At 66.7% G+C, this 14,349-nt stretch carries 25 protein-coding genes; 17 read left to right on the top strand and 8 right to left on the bottom strand.

What is annotated here, in order from left to right:
• Nucleotides 1-101: 101 nt before the first annotated feature.
• The 3 genes from AB0395_RS33025 (at nucleotide 102) to AB0395_RS33035 (ending at nucleotide 2,522) form a co-directional block, all read left to right on the top strand.
• The gene (locus AB0395_RS33025; protein WP_366287896.1) at nucleotides 102-335 is read left to right on the top strand and encodes a hypothetical protein; all 234 of its coding nucleotides are present in this window, start codon (nucleotides 102-104) and stop codon (nucleotides 333-335) included.
• Nucleotides 336-423: 88 nt separating this feature from the next.
• Nucleotides 424-657: a BldC family transcriptional regulator gene (locus tag AB0395_RS33030; protein WP_366287898.1), complete on the top strand. Its 234-nt coding sequence runs from the start codon at nucleotides 424-426 to the stop codon at nucleotides 655-657.
• A 1,616-nt stretch (nucleotides 658-2,273) separates the two neighbouring features.
• Nucleotides 2,274-2,522 carry a hypothetical protein gene (locus tag AB0395_RS33035; protein WP_366287900.1) on the top strand — a complete coding sequence of 83 codons (249 nt, stop codon included), beginning with the start codon at nucleotides 2,274-2,276 and terminating at the stop codon, nucleotides 2,520-2,522.
• A gap of 115 nt (nucleotides 2,523-2,637) precedes the next feature.
• On the opposite strand, the gene AB0395_RS33040 is transcribed toward AB0395_RS33035, so the two are convergent.
• A complete protein-coding gene (locus tag AB0395_RS33040) occupies nucleotides 2,638-3,333 on the bottom strand; it encodes an SDR family NAD(P)-dependent oxidoreductase (RefSeq protein WP_366287901.1) in 696 nt (231 codons plus the stop codon).
• 101 nt (nucleotides 3,334-3,434) lie between these two features.
• Here AB0395_RS33040 and AB0395_RS33045 point away from each other — a divergent pair, with 101 nt between their 5' ends.
• Complete coding sequence (locus AB0395_RS33045) at nucleotides 3,435-4,304, top strand: helix-turn-helix transcriptional regulator (RefSeq protein WP_366287903.1); 870 nt, start codon at nucleotides 3,435-3,437, stop codon at nucleotides 4,302-4,304.
• Nucleotides 4,305-4,699: 395 nt separating this feature from the next.
• Here the strand turns inward: AB0395_RS33045 and AB0395_RS33050 are convergent, their stop codons facing one another.
• On the bottom strand, nucleotides 4,700-5,146 hold the full coding sequence (locus AB0395_RS33050; protein ID WP_366287905.1) for a DUF4440 domain-containing protein: 447 nt from the start codon (nucleotides 5,144-5,146) through the stop codon (nucleotides 4,700-4,702).
• A gap of 107 nt (nucleotides 5,147-5,253) precedes the next feature.
• Between AB0395_RS33050 and AB0395_RS33055 the strand changes: the two genes are divergently transcribed.
• The 3 genes from AB0395_RS33055 (at nucleotide 5,254) to AB0395_RS33065 (ending at nucleotide 6,690) form a co-directional block, all read left to right on the top strand.
• Entirely contained in the window at nucleotides 5,254-5,559 is a 306-nt protein-coding gene (locus AB0395_RS33055) for a helix-turn-helix domain-containing protein (protein WP_366287907.1), read from the top strand.
• Nucleotides 5,560-5,648: 89 nt separating this feature from the next.
• Nucleotides 5,649-5,978 carry a tyrosine-type recombinase/integrase gene (locus AB0395_RS33060; protein WP_366287909.1) on the top strand — a complete coding sequence of 110 codons (330 nt, stop codon included), beginning with the start codon at nucleotides 5,649-5,651 and terminating at the stop codon, nucleotides 5,976-5,978.
• 316 nt (nucleotides 5,979-6,294) lie between these two features.
• Nucleotides 6,295-6,690 carry a hypothetical protein gene (locus AB0395_RS33065; RefSeq protein WP_366287911.1) on the top strand — a complete coding sequence of 132 codons (396 nt, stop codon included), beginning with the start codon at nucleotides 6,295-6,297 and terminating at the stop codon, nucleotides 6,688-6,690.
• Between the two features lie 230 nt (nucleotides 6,691-6,920).
• Here the strand turns inward: AB0395_RS33065 and AB0395_RS33070 are convergent, their stop codons facing one another.
• The 3 genes from AB0395_RS33070 to AB0395_RS33080 form a co-directional block, all read right to left on the bottom strand.
• Nucleotides 6,921-7,121: a DUF397 domain-containing protein gene (locus tag AB0395_RS33070; protein WP_366287913.1), complete on the bottom strand. Its 201-nt coding sequence runs from the start codon at nucleotides 7,119-7,121 to the stop codon at nucleotides 6,921-6,923.
• The gene (locus AB0395_RS33075; RefSeq protein WP_366287915.1) at nucleotides 7,108-7,947 is read right to left on the bottom strand and encodes a helix-turn-helix transcriptional regulator; all 840 of its coding nucleotides are present in this window, start codon (nucleotides 7,945-7,947) and stop codon (nucleotides 7,108-7,110) included. Before AB0395_RS33075 ends, AB0395_RS33070 begins: the two co-directional genes overlap by 14 nt.
• A gap of 169 nt (nucleotides 7,948-8,116) precedes the next feature.
• Nucleotides 8,117-8,395, bottom strand: coding sequence for a winged helix-turn-helix domain-containing protein (locus AB0395_RS33080; RefSeq protein WP_366287917.1), 279 nt, complete (start codon nucleotides 8,393-8,395; stop codon nucleotides 8,117-8,119).
• A 183-nt stretch (nucleotides 8,396-8,578) separates the two neighbouring features.
• Here AB0395_RS33080 and AB0395_RS33085 point away from each other — a divergent pair, with 183 nt between their 5' ends.
• The 7 genes from AB0395_RS33085 (at nucleotide 8,579) to AB0395_RS33115 (ending at nucleotide 11,418) form a co-directional block, all read left to right on the top strand.
• A complete protein-coding gene (locus tag AB0395_RS33085) occupies nucleotides 8,579-9,457 on the top strand; it encodes a hypothetical protein (RefSeq protein ID WP_366287918.1) in 879 nt (292 codons plus the stop codon).
• Nucleotides 9,454-9,861 (top strand): hypothetical protein, encoded by a 408-nt coding sequence (locus tag AB0395_RS33090; protein ID WP_366287920.1) that lies wholly within the window; start codon nucleotides 9,454-9,456, stop codon nucleotides 9,859-9,861. Before AB0395_RS33085 ends, AB0395_RS33090 begins: the two co-directional genes overlap by 4 nt.
• On the top strand, nucleotides 9,858-10,130 hold the full coding sequence (locus AB0395_RS33095) for a hypothetical protein (RefSeq protein ID WP_366287922.1): 273 nt from the start codon (nucleotides 9,858-9,860) through the stop codon (nucleotides 10,128-10,130). Before AB0395_RS33090 ends, AB0395_RS33095 begins: the two co-directional genes overlap by 4 nt.
• A gap of 148 nt (nucleotides 10,131-10,278) precedes the next feature.
• Nucleotides 10,279-10,644 (top strand): hypothetical protein, encoded by a 366-nt coding sequence (locus AB0395_RS33100; protein WP_366287924.1) that lies wholly within the window; start codon nucleotides 10,279-10,281, stop codon nucleotides 10,642-10,644.
• Nucleotides 10,637-10,834 carry a hypothetical protein gene (locus tag AB0395_RS33105; protein ID WP_366287926.1) on the top strand — a complete coding sequence of 66 codons (198 nt, stop codon included), beginning with the start codon at nucleotides 10,637-10,639 and terminating at the stop codon, nucleotides 10,832-10,834. Before AB0395_RS33100 ends, AB0395_RS33105 begins: the two co-directional genes overlap by 8 nt.
• Nucleotides 10,835-10,868: 34 nt before the next feature.
• Nucleotides 10,869-11,102 carry a hypothetical protein gene (locus AB0395_RS33110; RefSeq protein WP_366287928.1) on the top strand — a complete coding sequence of 78 codons (234 nt, stop codon included), beginning with the start codon at nucleotides 10,869-10,871 and terminating at the stop codon, nucleotides 11,100-11,102.
• A gap of 82 nt (nucleotides 11,103-11,184) precedes the next feature.
• On the top strand, nucleotides 11,185-11,418 hold the full coding sequence (locus tag AB0395_RS33115) for a BldC family transcriptional regulator (protein WP_366287930.1): 234 nt from the start codon (nucleotides 11,185-11,187) through the stop codon (nucleotides 11,416-11,418).
• On the opposite strand, the gene AB0395_RS33120 is transcribed toward AB0395_RS33115, so the two are convergent.
• The gene (locus AB0395_RS33120; RefSeq protein WP_366287932.1) at nucleotides 11,397-11,654 is read right to left on the bottom strand and encodes a DNA-directed RNA polymerase subunit alpha C-terminal domain-containing protein; all 258 of its coding nucleotides are present in this window, start codon (nucleotides 11,652-11,654) and stop codon (nucleotides 11,397-11,399) included. The genes AB0395_RS33115 and AB0395_RS33120 overlap by 22 nt on opposite strands.
• 334 nt (nucleotides 11,655-11,988) lie before the next feature.
• Between AB0395_RS33120 and AB0395_RS33125 the strand changes: the two genes are divergently transcribed.
• Complete coding sequence (locus AB0395_RS33125) at nucleotides 11,989-12,156, top strand: hypothetical protein (RefSeq protein ID WP_366287933.1); 168 nt, start codon at nucleotides 11,989-11,991, stop codon at nucleotides 12,154-12,156.
• Between the two features lie 67 nt (nucleotides 12,157-12,223).
• Here AB0395_RS33125 and AB0395_RS33130 read toward each other — a convergent pair whose 3' ends face one another.
• Nucleotides 12,224-12,526 carry a hypothetical protein gene (locus tag AB0395_RS33130; RefSeq protein WP_366287935.1) on the bottom strand — a complete coding sequence of 101 codons (303 nt, stop codon included), beginning with the start codon at nucleotides 12,524-12,526 and terminating at the stop codon, nucleotides 12,224-12,226.
• 144 nt (nucleotides 12,527-12,670) lie between these two features.
• On the opposite strand from AB0395_RS33130, the gene AB0395_RS33135 reads away from it, so the two are divergent.
• Together AB0395_RS33135 and AB0395_RS33140 are read left to right on the top strand one after the other, a co-directional pair.
• Nucleotides 12,671-13,075 (top strand): hypothetical protein, encoded by a 405-nt coding sequence (locus AB0395_RS33135; protein ID WP_366287937.1) that lies wholly within the window; start codon nucleotides 12,671-12,673, stop codon nucleotides 13,073-13,075.
• Nucleotides 13,053-14,207, top strand: a complete 1,155-nt coding sequence (locus tag AB0395_RS33140) for a hypothetical protein (protein ID WP_366287939.1) — start codon at nucleotides 13,053-13,055, stop codon at nucleotides 14,205-14,207. The genes AB0395_RS33135 and AB0395_RS33140 overlap by 23 nt, the downstream gene beginning before the upstream one ends.
• On the opposite strand, the gene AB0395_RS33145 is transcribed toward AB0395_RS33140, so the two are convergent.
• Nucleotides 14,197-14,334, bottom strand: a complete 138-nt coding sequence (locus AB0395_RS33145) for a hypothetical protein (protein WP_366287941.1) — start codon at nucleotides 14,332-14,334, stop codon at nucleotides 14,197-14,199. The genes AB0395_RS33140 and AB0395_RS33145 overlap by 11 nt on opposite strands.
• Between the last annotated feature and the right edge of the window lie 15 nt (nucleotides 14,335-14,349).

Below are 14,349 nucleotides of genomic sequence, written 5' to 3' on the forward strand. Positions count from 1 at the left end.
CCGGCACCCCCCCCCCTGCCCACCCGCCCCCCCGGGCCCCGGCCGGACCTGACTTCCGGCCGGGCACCTCCCACACCCACCACCCGCCATAAGAGACGATCTTGACCGAACACGACCTCGAAGTGATCGCCCTGCTGGGCAGCATCTACCCAGCTTGGCGCTTCCAGGTGGCCGACGCCTCCAGCGTCGCCCGCTGGTGGGCGCACCTCTACCGCCCGGTCACCACCACCGAACACGCCGCCGGAGCACGGGCCTCCGTCGGCCGCACCACCCCGGAACGCCTGGCCGCCGCACTCGCCCGCCACGCCGAGATCCTCGACCGGATGCGCCCGTAACCCCCCTGATCCCCAGGCGGCTTGTGCCGACACGCTCCGCGAGCCGCCCGGGCACTTCCCACCCGCGCCCACCGAGAGATGAACCCCCATGGCCACCATCATGATCACTGGCGCTGACGGCGCCTTCACCATCGACGGCACCACCGAGCGGCTCCTGACCCCCGCCGAGGTCGCGCGCATGTTCCGTGTCGACCCCAAGACCGTCAACCGATGGGCGAGGGAGGGCAGACTCACCTCCACGCGCACCCCGGGCGGACAGCGAAGGTATCGGAAGGGCGAGGTTCAGGCCCTGCTGAACGGCGGCCAGGCGATCAAGGAGTGACGAGGGCAGCAGAGGCTTTTGCCATAGCCCCTTCTCAGCTGGTGCTGTGACCGGGAACGTTCACCGGGTCGCACTCCGTTCGAAGGTACCGAACACTCCCGTGTCGGCACCCGCCGTACCGGCGCTTGGAAACACCACGAACCCGGCCTGACAGGGGCAGCTCCGACAGGGCGTACTCCAGCAAGGCCCACGCCTGTCTCCGCAAACGCAAGATCCGGACCTGCATCCTGGAGAAAACCGATCAGCCGGCTCAACAACTGCGCCCGGGGCTCGGCGGGTGGCCGAGCCCCGGGCTTCGATCCGGAGCGCTACAGGGCCGGGAACGCCATAGCGCGCGATCAACAAACTGAAGCAGTTCGAGAAGCCATCGCCACCCGCTACGGCAAGAGGCGGTACACCTTCGCAGGGTCCGTCACCGTCACTGTCCTGGCCGTCTGGCTTCGCTCCCTCAGCCCTCGCTGATTGCCCGGACGGGACTTAACGGGCGGGACTATGCGAATCGGTACTGGATTTTGTTGAACCCTCCGCCGGAGAACCCCGACACCGTCGACCAGGCGCCGTTGCTCACCCAGGGGCCGTTGTGCCATGAGCATGAGCCGGGGCGGCAGTACTCGGCTTCTATTCGATAGGACAGGCTCGTCCCGGTGCATGACACTTGGGCGTACGTCGTCCAGTCGGTGCCCTGAGTGCACTGGGTGTTAAGTGGGGCGTTCACCGTCCGGATACCGGTTGTGGAAGCGGAGGAGGCCGAGGCGGGTGCGACCAGTGACGCGGTTGCGATGAGCGCGGCGATCCCTAGGCCGAGGAAACGTCTTGACATAGATACATCTCCGTTCGTAAAAGGTTTTGCCAAGCCCCAGGAGCATAACCATGTGAAAGATTAGAAATACATTCTTGGCGGGCTTTTGGCGGTAAACATGTGGCTTTTGGCAGTAAACATACGATTGCGCGTTTCTCGTTTCCAGGGCTCCGAGGCCGCTTGATCCGCAAACGTGTAGGTTTCGAGTCTGGCTTCAGGCCGCGGCCTTGACAGTGGTCCACTTGACCGTGGTCCAGGAGAAGGCCGCAGTGCGGGGACGACTCAGGCACCGGCTTCTGGCGGTCCAATCTGTCCTGGCGGACCATCGCTCTGGACGACACCAACATCAAGCCGCTGAAGACGTGGCGCGCGACCGAGCGACGCGAGCGCCTGGCGGTCGGCGCCGACTGGATCGACATCGGGCTGATCTACACCGCCGAGAATGGGTCAGTGCTGCGGGAGGAGTACGTCTCCGAGCGGTTCGCGGCCATCGTGAAGGCCGCCGGGCTCCCACCGATCCGGTTCCACGACCTTCTTCATAGACGCCACATTCACAAATCTCGATATTGCGAATTAAAAGCGCCGGCGATCCTGGTTCCAGGAAGTTCCATGCGGGCCAACGAGGCCCGGTGACCCGCATGGAAATAATTCGAACGAATGAGAACCGTAACTCAGCCAGCACCCGTCCGCGCATCTCCGTCCGCGCATCTCTGTCGGCGCTCATCCCCGGCACAGTGGACCGTACGCCGGTGCCGGGACGCTACCCTCTTTGATTCCCATATAGCCGAGGGACCGCGCCTGTCCCTATGATCGTTCAATGTCCGATGGAAAGTGCACCCAGTGCGGCCATGAGGGGCTGGAGCCCGGTTTCATCTCCGACCCTCAAACGCATCGGCCGCAGCGGCCCGGCTTTGCAATCTGGGTAGAAGGTGAGCTGAAGCGGGGGTTTTTCGGCGGAGTCAAGCTGAGGGACCGTCCCAAATGGCAGGTGGAAGCCCATCGTTGTCCGAACTGCTCTCACCTGGAACTCTTCGCCAACCACCTCCTCCCCGACTACCGGCTGTAGCCGTCCTGCTCAGGCTCCAAGCACTTCAGCCGGGCCGCAACGGGGCACGCTGAGCCTGGTCCAGCGTCTTGACCCAATTCCCGCAACCGCCCTGCCTGATCATCCCAGTACGTCGTCACCAGCGCTGGGGTCCGAAGCGGTCGATGAATCGGCCCGTTCCGGCGTTCATGCCGTCGGTTGCGAGCGCGACGATCGCGTCGGTGCCCTCGGTCACGGTCTGGGTGCCGTGGTGCCCATTGAGGTCGGTCGCGGTGTAGCCGGGGTCGGCGGCGTTGACCCGGATGCCGGGCAGCGCCTTGGCGTACTGCGTCGTGAGCATCGTCACCGCGGCCTTCGAGGACGCGTACAGCGGCCCGATGACCTTCGACTCCACACGGTCCGGGTCGTGGGTCAGGGCGAACGATCCCATGCCGCTGCTCACGTTGATGATCGCCGGGCACTCCGACTGCCGCAGAAGGGGCAGGAAGGCGGTCGTCACGCGGACGATTCCCACGACGTTCGTCTGGAAGATCTCGACGGCATCGTCCCCGGTCAGCTCCTCGGCGGGCGCGTACCGGCCGAGGATCCCGGCGTTGTTGATCAGGACGTCGACACGACCCTCGTGCGCGTGGACGTCGGCCGCGGCTGCAGCGACGGACGCGTCGTCGGTGACGTCGATCTGCACAAAGCGTACGCCGAGCTTTTCGGCAGCCACCTGCCCGCGTCCGGGGTCGCGGGCGCCGAGAATAACGGCGTGGCCGAGGTCGGTGAGGCGACGGGCGGTCTCGAATCCGAGGCCCTTGTTGGCCCCGGTGATGAAGGTAATGGTCATGGACCAAGCGTCGGTGTGCCGGACGCGGACAACCAGGGAGAGCTCGCCGGTAGGACCGGCAGTACCACCTTGGCGCCTCGCCGTCGGCGCAGAATAGGCGCATGACCACAGACGAGACGAGTCTGGGCGCGACGATCCGCGCCTGGCGCGACCGGCTCTCCCCTGCGGCGGTCGGTCTGCCCGCCGGGCGGGTGCGCCGTGCCGCCGGGCTGCGTCGAGAGGAGCTCGCCGACCTCGCGGGTGTCTCGGTGGATTACGTCGTGCGACTGGAGCAGGGTCGGGCGACCACGCCGTCTGCGCAGGTCGCTGCCGCGCTGGCGCGGGCGTTGCAGCTCAGCCGGGCAGAGCGCGACCATCTCTACCGGCTCGCCGGGCTGCAGCCGCCCCGGGACGGCCTGATCAGCGACCACATCCCGCCCGGGATGCAGCGTGTGCTCACCCGGCTCGGCGACGCACCGGTCGCCGTGTTCGCCGCCGACTGGCGGCTGGTGTGGTGGAACCGCAGTTGGGCGGCGCTCCTCGGCTCCCCCTCCGTGGTCGCGCCAGAGGAGCGGAGTCTGGTGCGCGCGCGTTTTCCGGTGGCATCAGATCGCAGGATGATCGCGGCATGGCCCGTCGTCGCGGAGAACGCGGAGGCGTCCGACCGGGCCATCGTCGCCGACCTGCGCCGTGCGTCCGCCCGATACCCCGAAGACGCGCGGCTGAGCGAGCTGATCCGCCGCACGCTGGACGGCAACCCGCGCTTCGCCCAACTGTGGCACTCCGGCGCCGTCGGCAGCCACGCGGAGGATCGCAAGACGATCCGGCATCCGACGGTCGGCGAGATCACCGTCGACTGCGACGTGCTCGCCGACTCGGACACCGACCTGAAGATCGTCATTTACACGGCCGCCCCCGGCAGCGAAGACGAGACCAAACTCGACCTCACCCGCGTCGCCGGCGTGACGACCGCGGCACCGGACCAGACCTAGACGGCGTCTGCAGTACCGGTACGGGCACTTGGCTACTGGAAGCCTCTCAGAGATCAAAGAAGGCCCTCTGAAGTGCGGAGGCTCGGGGATTTGAACCCCGGATGGGCGGTAACCCCAAACCGCATTAGCAGCTCGGAGCACCACCGTTCAGGACAGTCCAACCTGGATCAACGCCCCTCGACGGCCTTCCTGGAACGGGTTGGTACGACGGTGAACTGCAACCCGAGCTGCAACCCGGTCCACACTCCGATCACATGCCCACCGCCGATGGCTTTACAGCGCGTGACCGTTGCGGCCGAGAGATGGCCTTCCACCTCCGGCATGACCGTGTCTCGCCGCCATGAGATTCATGATCATTACATGTATATCGCACGGCGACACTCGGTCAACACAGATCACGGTTGGCCGCCGATTCCCGGTTGCACGCCGAAAGGGTTGTCGATGGCATATCGCCAGCGCCCATCTTGCCCGCGTCGGGCGACATCAGTGGCTGTGCCCTCGATGCGCACAGGGCGGCCATCGCGGTCTGTGCCGTCTATGAGCCAGTCGACGATCAGCAGGGCAATGTCGCCCGTGGTGTAGACGTGCCGCGGCCGAACAGTGATCGGCAGCCCAAGATGCAAGAATTGGCCATTGGCGGCGTGGGCCTCCTGCCCGGTCAGCGGTGAGCCCGGCTCCGGGACGAACACCGCCCCGCTCTCATAAACTTCCGCCACCGCCTCCACATCCCCGGTGTTGAACCGCTCGGCGAACACCATGGGCACGTCCTCGGGACGTTCGGCAAGCTGCCGCATCATCGATTCATGTCCTTCCAGCAGGTAGACATCAGTCAGATGCGGCAACGCTAGGAGGCGTCCTCGTGACTCACCAAACAGTTGGTTACCCAGCCCGGCCAGGCCTGCCCGACGACCCTCGCGCAAACGTCACCGAACCCACCCCCTCCTGTCCAGTGGAGATCACCCTCGCGGCCCTGCATGGTCGCTGGACAACCCTGGTGATCCGCGAATTCCTGAAAAGCGACCGCACCTTCACCGAACTCCGCCATGCCCTGCCCGAACTGTCGGACAAAGTCCTGTCCGATCGATTGGCGCATCTGACAGAAGCCGGTGTGCTCGATCGTCGCCGCCAGTCTGGCTGGCCACCCCGGGTCCACTACACACTCACCTCACACGGGCGCCGCCTCGGCCCTGTCCTCCAAGCACTATGGGACTGGGGCGCACAGCACCAGCCACCCCCTTCGACCGAAACCCGATAGCCTCGCCCCCCGCGACATCGCCGAAAGCGTCCCCTCCAACGATCTACGGCCACACGGCCTAGCTCGTACGCATACGGTGATCAGCCACGTTGATCGGTGGGCCAGGGCTGAGAGCCGGGGAGCGCTGGGAGGATCACGACCTCGTGTTCGCCACCCGGTACGGCGGGCCGATCGAGCGGACCGAGGACTGGAAGGTGTGGAAGACGATCCTGCGGCAGGCCGGGCGGGACGTCCAGGTGCACGACGCCCGCCACACGGCCGCGACGCTCCTCATCGAGCAGGGCGTGAACATCCGCGTCGTTCAGGAGGTGCTCGGCCACACCCGGGTCACCACGACCGAGCGTTATGCCCACGTCTCCACACCGCTGATGCGCGCCGCTGGAGAGCGGCCGGCCTCGGCGCTCTGGGGAAAACCTTGAGCGTTGCAACTGGAGATGCAACTACGACGCCTTCGGAGACCAAAAAGGCCCTCTCCCAAGATCTGGAAGAGGGCCTCTCATCTGCGGAGGCTCGGGGATTTGAACCCCGGATGGGCGGTAAACCCAAACCGCATTAGCAGTCTCCTAGAGGCGTCCGTTGGCTGTTTACGGCTGTGTTTGGCACTCCTTGATTGTGCAGCTCAGCGACCACATGAAGTGTTGGTAGCCGTTGGCTGTCGTCGGCAGCCAACGGTGCCGTTGTGCTCACTTCGTGCTCACCGAATCAGCCCAACGCGCGGCCTCCGAGAGGACCCTGATGAACCCCAGCCCCCGCGCCAAGCGGGTTACCGAACCTGCCGAATTGGCGGCCAACCTCTCCCGGTTCTTCCGCCGGATGGAGGATCACGCCGCCGACGACCCCGCGAACCTCGTTCTCCTCGACGAGCTGACCGAGGCCCTCCGCCAGACCAAGCTCCGCGCCATCGCTCGCGCGGCCTCGGCCGCTCGCGAGGGTGGCGACTACTCGATCAACCACATCGCCGGAATCCTCGGGATCCGCAAGCAGTCGCTGCACGAGTTGATGCGCAAGGGCCAGGCCCTCCTGGAGGCTCAGCGCGTTCGACTCGGCGTCGTCGTCCTGCGGGACCGGCGCCGGGCTCGGCTGGCCGAGGTCGGTGTGCCTGAGCGTACGACCGAGCGGCGCGCGGTCTGATCCTAGAAACCGAAACCCCGCGTCCCATTCCGGGGCGCGGGGCTACTACCGTGTGTTTTCCGGGATTCGGCCCTCTTTTGCAGGACGATATAGGCAAAATCACCGATGCCGAAACAAGCCTGGCGAACTACCGTTTGCGATGCGGATACCTCGTGGCGAGGGGGCGAACGAGTCGCGCAGCCGGAACACGTCCCAGGCGCCCCGGCCGCGGACTCGTCGTCCGCCCTCGATCAGAGGTCCCCGCGACGGATGCCCGCCAGGAAGTCGCTCCATGCGGCCGGGGAGAAGGCCAGCGCGGGGCCAGAGGGATCCTTGCTGTCGCGGACGGCGACCAGGCCCGGCAGGTTCGTCGCCACCTCAACACAGTCGTTGCCGCTGCCGCTCAGGCTGGACTTGCGAAACTTAGCGCCGGTCAGGTCAGGAGAGATCATGATTACTCCTCACCGCGGCGATGAGCGCCGCGGACTCCTTGGGGGACAGCGCCTTATCGGCCAGGCGCTCGAACGTCAGCATAAAACGCCTGACCTGGTCAGCCGCTTCGACGTACACCTCTCCGGCTGGCCCTTCCACGTAGCCGACATCCGGGTCCTCCTCAAAGCTCATGAGGGAGAACGCGCCTTCCAGGCCAACCGCGATGTCAGCTTGGATGGGCAAGATCTGAATCGTGATGTTGGACCAGTCCACAACCTGGAGGATGTCGGCGAGCTGGCGGGCCATCACCTTGGGTCCGCCCACGAGCCGCCGAAGCGCGTTCTCGTCGATCAGCGCATGTAGCTTCGGTGCCGACGCGCCGAGCAGCCTGACCTTGCGGGTCATCCGAGCGTCCACACGCCGATCGACCTCGGAAGCGCTGAGATCCGGCCGCCCCGACCGGATGATCTCCCGGGCGTAGTCTTCGCTCTGGAGCAGGCCCGGGATCAGCAGCGGCTCCCACTTGCGGATAACTGTGGCCTCTGCTTCCAGCGCGATGTAGGAGCCGGTGAACACATCGCTGTAGGCGGTCCACCAACCACGCCGCCCGGCATCTCTGGCGAGCTGGACCAGACTGGCCCGCGTCGCGGAGTCGGCGCCGAACAGGTCGCAAGCAGCAACCAGGTCGGCCTCAGACAGCATGATCCTGCCGCCCTCGATGCGGTGTGCCTTGCTGGCCGACCAGCCGAGTCGCCGGGCTGTCTCGGCCACCGAAAGGCCTGCCCGCTCCCGAAGTTGCCGCAGCTCACGGCCCAGGCGACGGTGCCGGACGGTGGGGGACTTCATTGGCATGACGGCATTCTCCCGTCACTTCGCCGAAAATTCCATGTGCGAGACGCCTTGCATGCGTGCCACTCGCACGCGCATGATGGGGCGACACCACTGCGAGTGAGGCCATCATGACAGGAGTGACCGGGTCAGCCGTCCCGAACGGCGTTTCAGTCACCGTCATGGCTCAGTCGTCGACAGGCTGCCACTCGTCCTTGGGGCGAACGAAGGTGCCGACACCTACTTCTCCCCGCACGAAGCCCTCTCTTTCCAGCCGGGCTATCGCTTTGCGAATGGTGTTGCGGGCCAGGTCAGGCCACTGCTGTTCCAGTTGGCTGAGACTCGGGATCGGGAAGCCGGTCTTATATGTGCCGGCCTCCAACTCCTCTCGCAAAATGTCGTACACCTGCTTCCAGCGGGCTCTATCCAGCCGCCAGCCAGCCCCCGACTCTTGTGATCCACTCACACGGCAGACCGTAGAGGTCTGCTGCCTCGCCCACTCGGGTGACATAGGGCAAGGCACCCGCGCCCCTACCGTGGCAGGGCAGGACACACTAGCCCTCCTACCAGCAGATTTATAAAAGAAGCGGGTCTGCCCGGCGCTTGCGACGACCGGACAGACCCTTGATCAGGAAGCGAATCCTGAACCATGAGCAAGCCTAGTGCTCCGGTCCTCGACCGGAACACGACGATCCAGGACGGCTGCGGCTGCTTCGCCGACGCCGCCCCCATGCCCATGGGCTGCGCCCTATGCGGCCACGCCCCCTACGCGCACGGCTGCCCCGGCCAGAGCGCGGACCACGACTACGTCCAGCCGTCCAGCGCGCTGATGAACGCCCGCCTGGAGGCCCGCCGCGCCACCGGTCCGCAGCTCCTGCCCACCGTCGAGCCGCCCGCCGACGTGACCCCCAGCGAGGTCATCCCCCTGGTGCCCGCGCAGCGCCGCCCCGAGCCCGAACCGCCCGCGAATGCTCCGGCCCCACCCGCCGTACAGCCCGCTCGGCCGCCGCTGCCCAAGCGGGTCCGCCGCCCCTTCCCCCGGCCCGGAGTACGGCCCGCAGCTACCAGGCCGCCCCTGCGCGACGACGGCCGATACCCCGCGCCCGGTGGCATCCGCGCGAGTACTCACCGCCCCGGCGAGGCCGGAGCCTCTCCGCCGATGCCCCGGCCGCCCGAGCCGTACGGCGCGCCCCAGAGGCTTCTCCCCCACCACATAAATCGGACCCGCCCGACGGTTGCATCGTCGGAACGGGTCCTTGATCGGAAGAAGGTCCGATCCATGGAGAATGGTACGTCCCCTACCCCCACCGAGACGATCCCGGGCTGGCGTGTGATCGTCAGCGACGCCGGGCGCTACTGGGCCAGCCGAGAGCGCCCCTTCCCGCCCAGCGCGACGCGGGGGCCGCTCGATGCCCCGCCGTTTCGCACCGTGGACGCCGACACCTTCGACGAGCTGCTCGACGAGGTCCACCGCCAGGAGCAGCTGGCGGAACGAGCCACGAGGAAGACCGGGCAGGTGACCTCGTGATCGGGCGGCGCCCGTCCCGCACGCCGGGGCGCCACCGCGACGGCCAGCCCCACACCGTCGTTCACCAGCGGGTGTGGGACGGCCCGGCCCGCGCCGAGGCCGACCGGCTGGACCGCACGTGGCCGGACTGGACCGTGCTCTACAGCCTGGGCAACCGCCGCTTCTACGCCGTGGCGAGCTGGCCGAGCTCCGAGCCGGTGCTGGTCGAGGACGAGACGGCCACGGGCCTGGAGACCCGGATGTACGAGGCGGAGATGGCCAGGATCGCCCGGCGCGAGGCGCCCGCGACCGTCCCGGCATCTCCGCCTCCCTCAGACAGGCGCGGCGGCGCACGTTCCCAGGCGCCCGCCGCCGCGCCGCAGCACCCCTACCCCTCCCGCCGGTCCCATCGGAGGGCCGCATGACAACACCGGAGCACAAGGAACAGCTCACCGAACTACGGCAGGCACACCCCGGCTGGTTCGTCTCCTACGACTCGGGCACCCGGGTCTGGAGCGCCTTCTCCCGCCGCATCCCCGACCGGCGGGAAAGAGAGGCGGGCATCGACTTTTTGATCAAAGAGCCCTCCGCCCAGCGCATGAACGAAGAGCTGGCCCGGCAGGCGGAGATCCTGGCCGCCCTGCCCGATCCGCCCGCCCGGCCCGCCCTACCCCGCACCTTCCCGCGGCCCTGAAGCCGGTACGGCGGGCGGAGAACATCCCCTCTCCGCCCGCCGGACCACCCCGCGTGCGGCCCGAGAAGAAGGGGCTCGGGTCGCACACCCACGCGGTTCCCGATGGATCGGGGAAGGGGAACCGCTCCGCGCCGGTCACCATGCCCCCGTGACCGGCGCCCCGGTGCCCGGCCAGACAGCCCCCGCCTGGCCGGGCACCACCCACACCCACACGGTCATCGATAGGAGCCCAAGCCCCGTGCTCGACTCCCCGCTCTTCACGCTGTACGCCGTCGGCGCGTTCATCGGGTTCGCCGCATTCACAATCAAGGCTGCCGCCACCCCGCACATCACCAGGTACTACTTCGAACAGGAAGTGCCTAAAGCCGCCGGGTCGCCGTGGGCTGGGTTCTTCGCTGGCTTGATCATGATGAGCGCGCTGTGGCCGATCGGCCTGCTGATCCTGGTCACTCAGCGGTGGTGGGCGCCGAAGTTCCAGAAGCACATGGAGGACCAGCAGGAGAACCGTGGCTGACCTCCCGTCCGCGATCTGCATCTACGGCGCCCTCGTGGTCGACTTAGCCCCATGGACCGTAGCTCAGGCCCGTGCCCTCGATCTCAGTCCTCGGCCGTTGTTCACCGCCGCCGTCATCGGATGCGTCCTTCTATGGCCGCTGACCATGCTGCTGGCCATCAACCTCATCCGGCGGCGGTGTGGCTGGTGACCACCCTGCTGATATGCACCCTCAGGGAGTGATCATGACTGACCGCGACCTCGAGGTGATTGCCTTGCTGGGCAGCATCTATCCGGCCTGGCGCTTCCAGGTGGCCGACGCCCCGGGCGTTGCCCGGTGGTGGGCGCACCTCTACCGGCCGGTCACCACCACCGAGCACGCCGCCGGAGCGCGGACCTCCGTCGGCCGCAGCACGCCGGAACGGCTGGCCACCGCCCTCAGTCGGCACGTCGAGATCCTCGACCGGACGCGCCGGTAACCCCTGATCCCCGGACGGCTCGTGCCGACACGCTCCGCGAGCCGTCCGGCTACTTCCTCACCACCCCACCCGGAGATCCCCCATGGCCACCATCATGATCACTGGCGCTGACGGCACCTTCACCATCGACGGCACCGCCGAACGGCTGCTCACCCCGGCCGAGGTCGCGCGCATGTTCCGGGTCGATCCGAGGACCGTCACCCGGTGGGCGAGAGAGGGCAGGCTCATCTCCACGCGCACCCCAAGCGGTCAACACCGCTTTCGTGAAGGAGAGGTCCTCACACTGCGCGGCGATCAGGCAGACACCGGCGGATGAGAACGAACCCCTGAAGACGGGAGCCGAGCCATCACCTGGCGTAGCTCCGCGAACGACTGCGCTCCGAACCCGCTGATGAGGTTGAGCTCCTGATCGTCCCATTCGAGCAGCTCGCCGACGGTGTAAATACGCGCCCGGAGCAGCGTGTGCCGAGTGCGGGTGGAGAGGTCGAGCCGGTCGATCGGCAGTTCTTGATGCATGGCGCCTATGACGCGCCATAGAGCGAGGCGGATCACGTGCATCTCCTGGAGGCAGCCCGCATCGAACGCCGTCGCTCCCCTCGCCAGGACGTCGACCGCTTGCGGGTGACCAGAATGCACATATGTTGCGACCGATTACAAGGCGTGCAAGGCGAAAGCGGCCCTGATCCTCCGAAGAGGATCAGGGCCGCGCTGCGCCCGAGGCAGGTCTACGACAGAGGCCGAGGCCTGGTGCGGCGGTCCGGGTTTGATTTCACCCCAGACCGCCACACTGGTGTTACCTCAAAGGAGTGAGCACTCTCCGTAACTTCATTATTACATACAGTCATGTGACGATGAGGTGTCGGTAACTCCTAGCCAAAGGAGCATCATGAGTACCTCGCGCACCATGCCGAACCTGTCCGTCCCGGTCGAGCGCACCATCACCGGAACCGCAGCAAGCAACCCCGCCGGTGTCACCCCGTCGTTCGGCGGAGTTGCCGACATCCCCGGCATAGGAAAGGTCCCACTCCCCTTTGCCGGTGACGACGACAACTGATCGCATGCCGCAAATCGGCCCCGCCGTTCTTCAGAGCGGCGGGGCTTTCAGATGAGATCTCGCCCGATTACGACAGAGGGCGTCCCGCCTCGACAGCACGGACCGTACGCGCGTCCTGGTAGACGGGTTGCTTGCTCGACCACAGCAGGAGCTGGCCGAGCCACGGATACCGGCGCTCCGCCCACCGAGCCACCACGTAGTAGACAACCTGAGCGACCACCACCACGGCGCCGGAGACCGCCACCGTGGCGGACTCAGACAGGTCCGCAGGGACGACGACGCCGACCGCGGCCCCGGCGCCGACCAGACCGCCGACGGCCTTGGACGCAACGGTGCGGGCGATCGAGGTGGCGATGTTGGACAGGGACATGGTGCTACCTCCGTTGGAGGAATGGGCCGCGCTTCCAAGCACGGCCACGTCTGTTGGGACTAAACGAATCGACTGGGTACCCCCAAGCGGCACAATTGCGCGCTTTACGCTGACAGGTGGCTGTTGTGTCGTTACGGTCAGCGCATGGGGCTCATCGAGGCAGGCGCCTGGGGTATCGCCGGAGGGCTCGCCGCCGGATTACTCACGCTGATGGTCGCCGTCACCGAGGCCAGATTTCGCTGGCCATGGAAAGAGCGCGAACAGGTATGGGGTCACATGTTCGTGATCGGTGGCGGCATGGTGCTCGGCGCCCTCGTAGCCGGTGCCGCACATGGGCAGATGAGCGGAGCCTGGCCAGCGTTCATCATGGGAGTTGGCGCACCCTCGATCGTGCGAGGGCTTCTATCACGCATTGAGGTGAATGAAACTAAGGACGAAGAACCCACTCCAAGGGTGACGGCAAAAGCGGACGTACTTTCGAAAACGCTAAAGACGAGCCAGCCTGCTGACGTGACCGTTGGAGGTGATGCTGGTGAAGGCACGAGCTGAGAGCTTGCTGGGGCGGCTTGCCCTTGCCGCCCGCCCTGGGCGTCCGTGGTTGCGAGTGACTGTCTCCCCTCGACTGGCACGCGCACTGATCGCGGCAGGAGCCCAGAAGGGCATCGACAGCATGAGAATCGACTTCCCGGTCGAGCCCTCACCGTCGCCAATCAAGCAACAGACGGCAACCAGCACACCCGAAACCGAGCAGGAATCAGCAGAGGTCGTGAACCCGCTCATGCGAGCACAGGCTGACAGGTCTGTTTCTGGAATTACCGAACCCTCGACTCAAATTCAGATCACTGCCCTCGCGCGCGCCCGCACCCACGGCTTGGACCTCATCGAGGTCCTGCTCCGCGCCCGCGACCACGCCCACGACCACGACCACGCCCGACACCTCGACCTCGACCTCGCCCGACACCTCGACCTCGACCAGGTCGAAAATCTCGCCCTTGACCTCACCCGCGACCACACCCTCGCCTTCAACCTCGACCTCGACCTCGACCTCGACCTCGACCTCGACAAGGTCCGAAATCTCGCCCTTGACCTCACCCGCGACCTCGACCTCGCCTTCAGCCTCGCCCGCGCCCACGACCGCGCCCGCGACCTCGACCTCGACCTCGACCTCGACCGCAACCTCAACCGCGCCCGCACCCGCGCCCGCTCCCTCGTTTTCAACCGCGCCTTCGACCGCGCCCCCACCCGCGTTTTCAACCGCGACCTCGCTCACAACCTCGACCTCGCCCACGACCTCGCCCGCGACCTCGACCGCCTTCTCAACCACGACCTCGTTCTCAACCGCGACCGCGCTCACGACCTCGACCGCGCCCGCGACCGCGCCCGCACCCTCGCCCGCGCCCTCAACCTCGCCCTCAAGCTTGCCCTCAACCTCGCCCTCGACCGCGCCCGCGACCTCGAGCGCGCTCTCGCTGAGATTGTTGTCGATGCATCGGACGCCGATTTGTCTACGTTGGAAGTACGCGATCTAGATCTGATCGTTGGCCTGGTGTGGTCGCGAGGGACAATCTGGCCTGCCGACCTTGCCGAGCAGGTATTGGCTCGATCGCGTGAGATCCGCCCTGGGGTGTATCAGATTCTCGGCGGCAACGAGAGAGAGGATGCCGATCTCGTCAGGGCATGAACCGTTCCATGGTCTGCTCGGACAGGTCCACGGGAACGACCACGCCAACCGCCGCCCCGGCACCGACCAGGCCACCGACGGCCTTGGACGCGACAGTGCGCGCCAGCGAGATGAGCACGTTGGACATGCCCCCTCCTTCGAG

The organism is Streptosporangium sp. NPDC051023, assembly GCF_040689595.1.
Taxonomy (GTDB): domain Bacteria; phylum Actinomycetota; class Actinomycetes; order Streptosporangiales; family Streptosporangiaceae; genus Streptosporangium.